The organism is uncultured Pluralibacter sp. (assembly GCF_913775985.1).
Lineage (GTDB): Bacteria > Pseudomonadota > Gammaproteobacteria > Enterobacterales > Enterobacteriaceae > Pluralibacter.
Map to the genome: position 1 here is coordinate 1 of NZ_CAJYMB010000114.1, position 9,763 is coordinate 9,763.

At 59.2% G+C, this 9,763-nt stretch carries 7 protein-coding genes; all 7 read right to left on the bottom strand.

Annotated elements, in window-relative coordinates; genetic code table 11:
- Window positions 1-247: 247 nt before the first annotated feature.
- Entirely contained in the window at window positions 248-2,785 is a 2,538-nt protein-coding gene (locus QZ766_RS13910) for a sigma 54-interacting transcriptional regulator (RefSeq protein WP_297202941.1), read from the bottom strand.
- A 340-nt stretch (window positions 2,786-3,125) separates the two neighbouring features.
- The gene (gene kdsB, locus QZ766_RS13915; protein WP_297202942.1) at window positions 3,126-3,872 is read right to left on the bottom strand and encodes a 3-deoxy-manno-octulosonate cytidylyltransferase; all 747 of its coding nucleotides are present in this window, start codon (window positions 3,870-3,872) and stop codon (window positions 3,126-3,128) included.
- On the bottom strand, window positions 3,869-4,051 hold the full coding sequence (ycaR, locus tag QZ766_RS13920) for a protein YcaR (protein ID WP_297202944.1): 183 nt from the start codon (window positions 4,049-4,051) through the stop codon (window positions 3,869-3,871). Before ycaR ends, kdsB begins: the two co-directional genes overlap by 4 nt.
- A 58-nt stretch (window positions 4,052-4,109) precedes the next feature.
- A complete protein-coding gene (locus QZ766_RS13925) occupies window positions 4,110-5,339 on the bottom strand; it encodes a winged helix-turn-helix domain-containing protein (protein ID WP_297202946.1) in 1,230 nt (409 codons plus the stop codon).
- A 46-nt stretch (window positions 5,340-5,385) separates the two neighbouring features.
- Window positions 5,386-6,369 carry a tetraacyldisaccharide 4'-kinase gene (lpxK, locus tag QZ766_RS13930; RefSeq protein WP_297202948.1) on the bottom strand — a complete coding sequence of 328 codons (984 nt, stop codon included), beginning with the start codon at window positions 6,367-6,369 and terminating at the stop codon, window positions 5,386-5,388.
- Window positions 6,366-8,114: a lipid A ABC transporter ATP-binding protein/permease MsbA gene (gene msbA / locus QZ766_RS13935; protein WP_297202950.1), complete on the bottom strand. Its 1,749-nt coding sequence runs from the start codon at window positions 8,112-8,114 to the stop codon at window positions 6,366-6,368. Before msbA ends, lpxK begins: the two co-directional genes overlap by 4 nt.
- 36 nt (window positions 8,115-8,150) lie before the next feature.
- Window positions 8,151-9,763 (bottom strand): DNA internalization-related competence protein ComEC/Rec2 (locus tag QZ766_RS13940; RefSeq protein WP_297202952.1); only part of this gene is annotated, 1,613 nt, incomplete at its 5' end.

The following is a 9,763-nucleotide window of genomic DNA, read 5'->3' on the forward strand; positions in this document are numbered from 1 at the left end:
AGATGGTGAATAGAGGTAATATCGCCGGTGTAGGCGCAGATTGGTGTTACGCCGTGGCTGTCGCCGAGCAGCATCTCCAGTGCAGAAACCAGGCCCGCCGGATACTCACCGTGACCGGCCATATAAATATCAATCATCCACGCTATCCTCATTGTGTCCTTGAATTTAATAAGCAACTCGCGTGCCAACAAAATAACCCATTGATTTTAATTGTTATTACTTTACAGATTCGACACTGCCGGGCGTTTTAGACACTTGAGGTGTTATAGGTTGGACGCACGCTGGCGAGGATCTCGTCAATAAACAGCATTTCCGTCAGCGGAATGGTGATGTGGTACTTCTCAGAAAACGCCTGAAAGTAGCGGTTGTATTGGGCGATAAATTTCAGCTGGTGATCGTTGAGCGCTTCGCCGTCGCGGTGGGTGTAGCCGCCGTTCATCATCAGCCGCTCGGTCATTAGCGCGATGTGCATTGCCAGATTGATGTGCAGGTAGTTTTCGAAACGGAAGTGGTAGTCCTGCTCGTAGCGGCGAATAATATTTTCGATATCCTCCAGCACCACCCGGGGATTGAGGAAATTAAGGCGGCTGCTGATCCCTTCAAACGTGAACAGCTCAACCACCTGCTGAATCACGTCGCTGCACGCCGCATCGTCCAGCCATTCGGAAAAATAGCGCTGGCGCAGGCTCTGGGCATTTTCGTGAATGATGCTGCGGATGGTGAGCGAGGGAATATCGCCGGTGTCTAAATCGGTGGTGGTGATAATCAGGCGAATATCCGCCAGCGGGCTGTTGTCTTTCAGCGCCCGCCGCAGCGCATCGTACTCCATGGTGATGACATCAATATTCGCCTCCGAAAGGCGATGGGTAAAAATATCCTGCAGCTTGCGCGCGATCCCTTCCCCTGAAATGCAGGCAACGATCAGCGCGCCGCGCGCGGGCGCACCCGCGTAGTAGCGAATTTCGTTTTCATAGCGGCCGGGGATCGCCGTGGTGATATCCGTCAGCGGTAAGCCTTCCTGCATTTTTTCCGCAAGATCCAGCGCCAGCAGCGTCGTGACGTTGTTAATAACCACCAGATCGCCCTTCACTTCCTGATGAATGCCGTGCCAGATCTCCTTGAGGGATCCCATATCCACCAGGATAAGCACGCCGCTGTCATCGTGGAGCCGGCTAAAGTGTTTCTTGAGCGTGGCAATGATAGTGTCGGTGCCGGTAAGCCAGGGCATATCAAATGCTTTGAAGTAATAGCCGCCGGTGAGCTGGTTCACCAGCGCGGCGATGCTGGAGGCGGTAGATTTACCGTGCGTGACGATAATGCCCTGACTTTTTGCCTGCGGGTTATCGTAGCGTGTGAAGAGCCCGGCGCAGAGCACCGCCGCACTTTCAAGCTGCGGTAGTTCGAGCACCGCGCTCACCGCATCGGTAAACTCCTGCGCCATCAGGCGCGCACGCGCCGAGTGGGGCCGGTGCGCGGGTACGGCTGTCGCGTCGATCGGCTCCTGCGCCGCATCCTCCACAATCAGTCCAAGCGCCACGCGCAGGGCCTGCGGCAGCGTAAAACCCCAGCGCTCGGTTAAATCATCAAGTACCTGGCCGACTATCTGCCAGACCGCGCCGCACGGCGAAGACGGCGTTTCCGCCTCGCTGTCCGCAAGCCATGCCTCCAGGGCGTTAATAAACGGACCTGCGTCGAGGCTGGCCACATAGTGTTCGAACGCGGAATTGAGGACACAGTCGACGGGAAGCTCGCTGTAAAGAGCGTCGCGGTGAACCGTCCAGCTCAGGTATTCCGCATCCCGCGGACGCCCCTCCCCGGAGAGGGTCAACAGGCTCTCATTGCGCTGCGCCGTCCAGGCGGTAGCGCACATGACTTTAATTTGATTGCCCACTTCGCCGATATTGCCGGCAAACTCGCCGCTGAGCCAGGCGTTGAAAATGGCGCTATCAAGGCGAATATCGCAATTAAGCTGTCGGGCCTCCTGGCGCAGAAAAAACTCAATCAGCGCGCTGCGCTCCCGGCGGGTTCTTTTATGCCAGGCGGGCAAATGAACCGTCACCGGAATACGGCGGCGCAGAGTGCGCAGCAGCACGTTATCCACATCTTCCGTGGTGGCAAATATAAAGCGCACTTTTGCCGAGCGGGGCTGCTTATTATCCCCAAGCCGGTAGAAATAGCCTTTGTCCATAAATAGAAAAAGCTTTTCCTGATTTTCGGCGGATAAACGGTGGACCTCGTCGAGAAAAAGCATTCCGCCGTTGGCATTATCCAGCAGCCCTTCCCGGTCTGCCGCCGCGCCGGTATAGGCGCCCTTGCAGTGGCCAAACAGCGTGCTCGAAAGCAGCTCCGGGTTATTGGCATAGTCGGCGCAGTTAAGCTCCACCAGCGGAATATCCCCGGCAATAAGATTTTGCTCGCAGGCGTAGTCGTAAAGGCGGGAGGCGAGAAAGCTTTTACCGGTCCCGCTTTCGCCCGTCAGCAGCAGCGCCAGCCCGTTTGGCGGGTAGTCCACCGCCGCGCGGCACAGCGCCATCTGGCGGGAGAGGCTATCGTTATCCGGCAAGGACGGCGCGCCCGCCGATGACCCCGCGTGTTGAAAATAGAAGCGCACCGGGCGGCTGTTGTCTTTAGACAGCAAATTATCTTCGCACAGCCGATTGAGGTAGTGGCTGATAACGTTGCGCTTGACGGCCAGCAGGGTTAAGCATTCTGCCGCTGTAAATCCGTTTTGCCGGGTAGAGAATGCGGATACCAGCTGTTGAAAAAATTTTTCTTTAACGTTCAATAGCGGATTCTCTCTTCTTTCTGGTGTTTTAATTAACTTAAAAAATAAAAAGTTAATGCGTTAAGTCTACTTTTTATAGTGCGCGGACCTGGCACCGCCCGCATTTTTAGAGAAGAAAATTATCTGATTAGATAGCCTTAACATTATTCAGGATGGAAATACATTGCAATGGGTATATTTGTGATGTGCATAAGCTTATCCAATGACAGAGTCTATTCCTGACAAAATAAGCGGTTATTAACGGGCGGGATTTATTATCGGCGGTATTACATTACAACTGAGGTGAGAGGAATTGATGCGGTGATGAGTGCGCCTCTGGCAAGCCAAAGGCGCTATCGCGCTAGCGCAGCTCGGCGCGGACGCGTTCAAGATCTTCTTGTGTATCGACTCCGGTGCCCGGCACTTCGGCGGCGACGGCGACGTGGATCTTCTCGCCGTACCACAGCACGCGCAGCTGTTCGAGCATTTCTATCTGCTCCAGCGGACTCGGTGCCCAGCTGACGTAGCGGCGGATAAATCCGGCCCGGTAGCCGTAAATACCAATATGGCGCAGCAGCGTATCGCCAACGGCGTCGCGGCTTTGAGCAAAGCGGTCGCGATCCCAGGGAATGGTAGCGCGGGAAAAGTAGAGCGCGTAGCCTTCGGCGTCCATCACCACTTTCACCGCGTTAGGATTGAAAGCCTCCTGCGCATCGTGGATGGGCACCGCAAGGGTTGCCATGCCGGATCGCGCAGCCGCCAGATTATCGGCCACCTGGCGAATAATGATCGGCGGGATCGTCGGCTCGTCGCCCTGGACGTTAACGATCAGCGTATCGTCGCTAAAGCCGCACTTCTCCACCACTTCCGCCAGCCGCTCGGTCCCTGACTGGTGATCGGCGCGGGTCATGCAGACTTCACCGCCGACCGCCTGAACGGCCCGGGCAACGTCTTCGTGATCCGTGGCAACAATAATGCGCGACGCGCCGGACTCGCGCGCCCGCTCGAGCACCCGCACGATCATCGGCTTACCGTTAATATCCTGCAGCGGCTTGCCCGGCAGGCGGGTTGAGGCGTAGCGGGCGGGAATAATGACCACAAAACTCATGGGCGGCTCTCTTCTGCGCCCAGCGCGCGGGCTTCGCTTTCCAGCAGTACGGGAATACCGTCGCGCAGCGGATAGGCCAGATTGTCGGTTTTACAAATAAGTTCCTGCTTGTCCTGACTGTAATAGAGTTTGCCGTTGCAAACCGGACAGGCAATGATTTCAAGTAGACGGTGATCCATAGCTCCTCCAGAGAACCCCTAAAAATTACGCAGCAGCATAGCACAGAGCGGCGCTGCGCTACGACGCATCAATCTCCCAGCCGCCGGGTGCGGCGCAAAAAAGCGCGGGCGGACGGCGGTTGAGCGTTATGCGGGTCGCGCCCTGCCAGCGGGCAAAGTCGCTGATGGCCTGGATAAGATCGCGCTCAAGGGCCGCGCTCACCCGAACGCCCTCTTCCAGATACAGCGCGATAATCTCAAGCACGCCGGATCTGCGGTGCATTTTACAGTCCATCCTCCCCACCAGCGCGCCCCGGCGCAACAGGGGCAGAACGAAGTAGCCAAACTGGCGCTTTGGCGCGGGCGTATAGCACTCAAGTCTATAGCGGAAGTCGAATAGCTGCTCCGCCCGCGTGCGGTCCCAGACCACCGGATCGAACGGTGACAGCACGGCGCTGCGGGTCGCGACTAGCCTGCCCGCCTGCGCCGCCTCCAGCGCGGCGAACTGATCCCGGTGAACCCACATCGGCCCCAGCGAATCGACGTTAACCGCCGCAACCCGCCCTTCATCCTGCCACGCTGCCATCAGCGCGGGCAGGTTCACTCTGCGCAGCCGATAGTAGTCCGCCAGCCACTGCGGGCGAAAAATGCCGAGGCTGCGGGCGCTGTTGCGCAGCATCTGCGCCTCCGCCGCCTCCTGAGTGAGCAGATCGCGCTCATCATCCCAGTGGGGCATAACCCGGGTGGTTAAATCATAGATGCGCTGAAAATTGTGACGACCGGTCACCATCACCTGGCCCGCAGTAAACAGGCCTTCCAGATGACGCTTGTGCGGCTTCCACTCCCACCAGCCGCTGGCCCCTTTTGCGGGATGGCTGAAGTCCGCCGAGCGAACCGGACCGCTGCGTTCGATGTGGGCGATAAGTTCTGCTATCTCCTCCCGGTGCTCATGCATCCATTCGGGGCGATACTTCCAGCCCATATTTTCCGGGGACAGCATCCTGTGGCGCACCAGCGCGAAGTCGCTGCGGGGAAGAAAGCAGGCTTCATGCGCCCAGTACTCCATCAGTTGCCCGCTGCTGAGGGCCTCGTCCAGCCAGACCGGAGGATAGGCGCCCAGGCGGCTGAACAGCACCAGATAAGGGCTGCGCGCCACAACATTAATGGTGTCGATTTGCAGCAGGGACATGCGTTTAATCGCGGCGAGAATATCGTCAGACTGCGCCCGGCGGGAGGGCTGTCTGAGCAGCCCCTGGGCGCGGAGATGGAGCAGGCGTGCCGCCCGCAGGCTGAGTTGTGGAACAGGCATAGCGATAGCGAGTCCTTAGTGGTGCCTCGCGCCGCGGCCGATACCGCTAGCCCCGCGCCAGGCCCACAATATTTTGGATAAGCTGCTGCGCTCTGGGATCGTCCAGAGCCGCATCAACGGGCAGATACCACCAGTTATCATCAGCAAACGCCCGGCACTTAACCGCATCTTTCTCAGTCATTACCAGCGTTTGCCGTGGCGTCACCAGCTTGCGGACGTCCTCCGCGGACAGCGCCTGGTGGTCGCCGAGCGCCACGCACTTCTCGGGCGTCGCGCCGCTATTTTCCAGCGTAGCAAAAAAACGCGGCGGATGGCCGATGCCGGCCATCGCCACAACGTGATGTAGCGCGCTAACCGGGCGGGTTTCTCCGGTTCTCAGATTGACAGCCGGGCCGGGCTTGAGACACATCGGAATTTCATCCGCCCGCGGCACGCCGCCGTTAACCACGACAGCGTCTACCGTTTTCAGGCGCCCTGCACGCTCGCGCATCGGCCCGGCGGGCAGCCACCAGCCGTTGCCGAAGCGGCGAACGCCGTCGACCACCACGATTTCAATGTCCCGCGCGAGGCGGTAGTGCTGGAGGCCGTCATCGGTAATGATAACCTGCACATCGGGATGCGCCGCCAGCAGCGCCCTGACGGCGTCACTGCGCACAGGCGAGACTGCCACCGGTGCACCGGTGCGCTGGTAAATCAGTACCGGCTCGTCACCCGCCTGCACCGGGGAGGTGTTCGCATCGAGCAGCAGAGGATAGGCGGCGGCTTTCCCGCCATAGCCGCGGGACACCACGCCGGCGCGAATACCCTGTGCCCGCAGCTGTTCCACCAGCCAGATAGCGACGGGAGTTTTGCCGTTGCCCCCGGCAGTCAGATTGCCCACCACAACAACCGGCACCGGCGCGCGCCAGGCTTTTTTAAATCCCAGCCGGTAGCTCAGGCGCACCGCGCCGCTCGCCAGGCCGTACAGCCAGGAGAGCGGCAGCAGCAGCAGCCAGAGCGGCGACTCACCGGACCAGATGCGGGCAATCATTGGCCAAACTGCATCTTATGAAGCTGGGCATACACGCCGCGGTGCTCCAGCAGATCCTGATGATTGCCGCGCTCAACGATGCGGCCATCTTCCACCACGACAATCTCATCGGCTTTTTCAATCGTCGACAGACGGTGGGCGATAACCAGCGAGGTGCGGTTCTTCTGCAGCTCGTCCAGCGCTGCCTGAATCGCGCGCTCGGACTCGGTATCCAGAGCCGAGGTTGCTTCATCAAGGATCAGAATCGGACTGTCGCGCAGCAGCGCGCGGGCGATGGCGATACGCTGACGCTGGCCGCCGGAGAGCAGCACGCCGTTTTCACCGATAACCGTGTCCAGCCCGTTCTCCATTTTCGAAATGAAGTCCATCGCGTACGCCATGCGGGCCGCTTTCTCAATGTCTTCCCGGCTGTAGATATCGGTGCGGGCATAGGCAATGTTGTTGGCAATAGTGTCGTTGAACAGGTGCACATTCTGCGATACCAGCGCCACCTGATCGCGCAGGGACGCGAGGGTATATTCGCGCAGGTCGTGACCGTCGAGCGCAATGGTCCCTTTATCAATGTCGTAGAAGCGGGTGATAAGGCTCGCCAGGGTCGATTTCCCTGAACCGGAGCGGCCCACCAGCGCCACGGTTTTTCCTTGCGGAATGCGCAGATTGATATCACGCAGGGCAGGAATCTCGCGCCCTGGATAGGTGAAGGTTACGTCGCGGAACTCCACGTCGCCTTTGGCCCGCTCAATGCTCAGCGTACCTTCATCCTTTTCCTGTTCGGAATCAAGAATGCTGAACAGCGTCTGGCAGGCGGCCATCCCGCGCTGGAACTGCGCGTTAACGTTGGTTAGCGATTTCAGCGGACGCATCAGCGCAATCATCGAGGAGAAGACCACGGTAATGGTACCGGCGGTGAGAGTCTCCATTACGCTCGGGAAGCTCGCGGCATACAACACGAAGGCCAGCGCCAGGGAGGCGATCAGCTGGATAATCGGGTCTGAGATAGAGGATGCAGAAACCATCTTCATGCCCTGCAGGCGCATTTTATTGCTGACCTTCTCAAAGCGTTTAGTTTCCACTTCCTGGCCGCCGAACATCAGCACTTCTTTATGGCCTTTCAGCATCTGCTCGGCGCTGGTGGTCACCTGCCCCATGGTGTTCTGCATATTCTTGCTGATGCTGCGAAAACGCTTGGACACCAGGCGAATAGCAAACGAGACAATCGGTGCCAGCACGATGAGGATCGCCGACAGCTGCCAGCTGTACCAGAACATCATGATGAAGAGGCCGATGATCGATGCCCCTTCGCGCACGACGGTAATCAGAGCGCTGGATGAGGAGGACGCAACCTGCTCGGAGTCATAGGTAATGCGGGACAACAAGGTCCCGGTAGACTGTTTATCAAAGAAAGAGACCGGCATCCCCATCATGTGGCCGAACAGGCGGCGGCGGATGGTCATCACCACTTTGCCGGAAACCCAGGAAATGCAGTAGCTTGAAACGTAGCTGGTTATCCCACGCAGGATCATCAGCCCAACAACCACAAGCGGCATCCACAGCAGCACTGAGCGGTCCGTTTTGCCGAAACCGTCATCCAGTAAAGGTTTGAGAAGCGATAGCATGAAGGTATCGCTGGCTGCGTTGAGGACTAGCGCGACCCCGGCCACGATCAGACCGGCTTTGAAAGGCGCGATTACCGGCCATAGTCGTTTGAAGGTCTGCCAGGTGGAAAGATCTTTGTCGTTGTGCATTCAAAAAACCAGCTCATGTTGAAATAGCCGCACATTCTACCCGCTCCGTCCGGTAACGCCAAACCACGGATGGTACCAGCGTCGAAAAACTTGATCTCGTAAGCGCCGGATTTGCCAGCTATCCGCACCAAACTGCACCGTTATCTGCCCCTGATGCGGCGTATCAAACCAGCGGTAGCCATACTGGCGGTAGCGGGTTTGAATCTTCTCTGACGGCAGGCGCCAGGCGTTGTAGCGCGAGGCGGAAGCCAGCGCCGCCTCGCCGCCCACGCTGCGCAACAGCAAGGGCGAGGAAGAGGTCGAACTGCCGTGATGCGGCACCTGAATGATGGTTGAGGCAAGGTGCTGCCAGTAGTGGCTGAGCATCTGCTTCTCGCCGGGCGTTTCAATATCACCGGTCAATAAAATGCTGAAGCGCCCGTCGTCCACCCGCACCACGCAGGAGCGATTGTTGCCCACCCACTTTCCCGCCGGCAACGGCCAGAGCGCGCGAAACGTCAGTCCCTGCCAGCGCCACTGCGTTCCACGAAAGCACGGCTGGTGACCTTTCCAGGGCAGCGGACTGCGGATCCACAGCGCGGGCCACTGGGCCTTCAGGCTCTCAAGGCCTCCCCGGTGATCGAGGTGTTCATGGCTGAGGATGACTCCCTCCGGGCGCAGGTCGTGCCAGCGCAGCCACGGAATAATGACCTGCTTCCCGCTATCCCCACCGTCCCATGCAGGGCCGGTATCGTACAGAATAGCCCTGTCGCCGCGGGCGATGACCATCGCCAGCCCCTGCCCAACGTCGAGCATGGTGACCGACCAGCCCGCTGGCTCCTGCCGCTTCCAGAACGGATAAAGCAACATTACGCACAGAGAAAGCCAGCAGGCAAAGGCCCGCGTCCAGCCGTTGAGTCGCCACAGCACTACCGCCAGCCAGGGCAGCCATATCGCCCCCTGCCACTGCTGCCCAACCGCTATCCAGCCTTCAGGCAGCGCGCGTAAAAACCAGAACAGCCCGGCCAGCACGCGATCGCTCAGATACCAGGCCCACTGCTCCAGCAGCTGCGGCCCGATCAGGTTTGACAACATTCCCGCCAGCAGCAGCGGAATGGCAACCAGCGTCACCAGCGGAACGGCTATCAGGTTCGCCACCAGCGAGGTCCACGAGAAGCCGTGAAAAATGGCAATCTGCAGCGGCAGCAGCAAAAACAGCAGGCCGGTTTGCAGGTGCAGCAGCCCGGCAATCCAGCGCAGCATTTTTTGCTGCGGGTACTTGCCCATTGGCACCCACTGATACCAGAAAATGAGCACCGCCACGGCAAAGGCCGACAGCCACAGGCTCTCCGCCAGCATTGCCAGCGGATCCCGCAGCAGGATAGCCGCAATACAGCATAGCCAGACCTCCCAGCTGGTCCAGCGCCGCCCGCTTAGCCGCAGCGCGGTCCAGCAGAAGGCGGCAACGACCGTGCGCTGTGCGGGCGGCTGAAACCCGCTCAGCCACGCGTAACCCAGCATGGCGAAAGCGGCGCCGATAACCGGCAGCCGCCAGTCGATATAGCGTCCTGGCAGCAGCAGCTGTACCCCGCGCAGAAGACCCCAGCCGAGCATGCCCAGCAGCGAAATATGCAGCCCGGATATCGCCATCAAGTGCGCGGTACCGGTCT

What these genes read in the sequence shown, in the direction of transcription:
- msbA (WP_297202950.1), bottom strand. Translation starts at nt 8,114, where the DNA reads ATGCACAACGACAAAGATCTTTCCACCTGGCAGACCTTCAAACGACTA.
- lpxK (WP_297202948.1), bottom strand. Translation starts at nt 6,369, where the DNA reads ATGATTGCCCGCATCTGGTCCGGTGAGTCGCCGCTCTGGCTGCTGCTG.
- ycaR (WP_297202944.1), bottom strand. Translation starts at nt 4,051, where the DNA reads ATGGATCACCGTCTACTTGAAATCATTGCCTGTCCGGTTTGCAACGGC.
- QZ766_RS13925 (WP_297202946.1), bottom strand. Translation starts at nt 5,339, where the DNA reads ATGCCTGTTCCACAACTCAGCCTGCGGGCGGCACGCCTGCTCCATCTC.
- kdsB (WP_297202942.1), bottom strand. Translation starts at nt 3,872, where the DNA reads ATGAGTTTTGTGGTCATTATTCCCGCCCGCTACGCCTCAACCCGCCTG.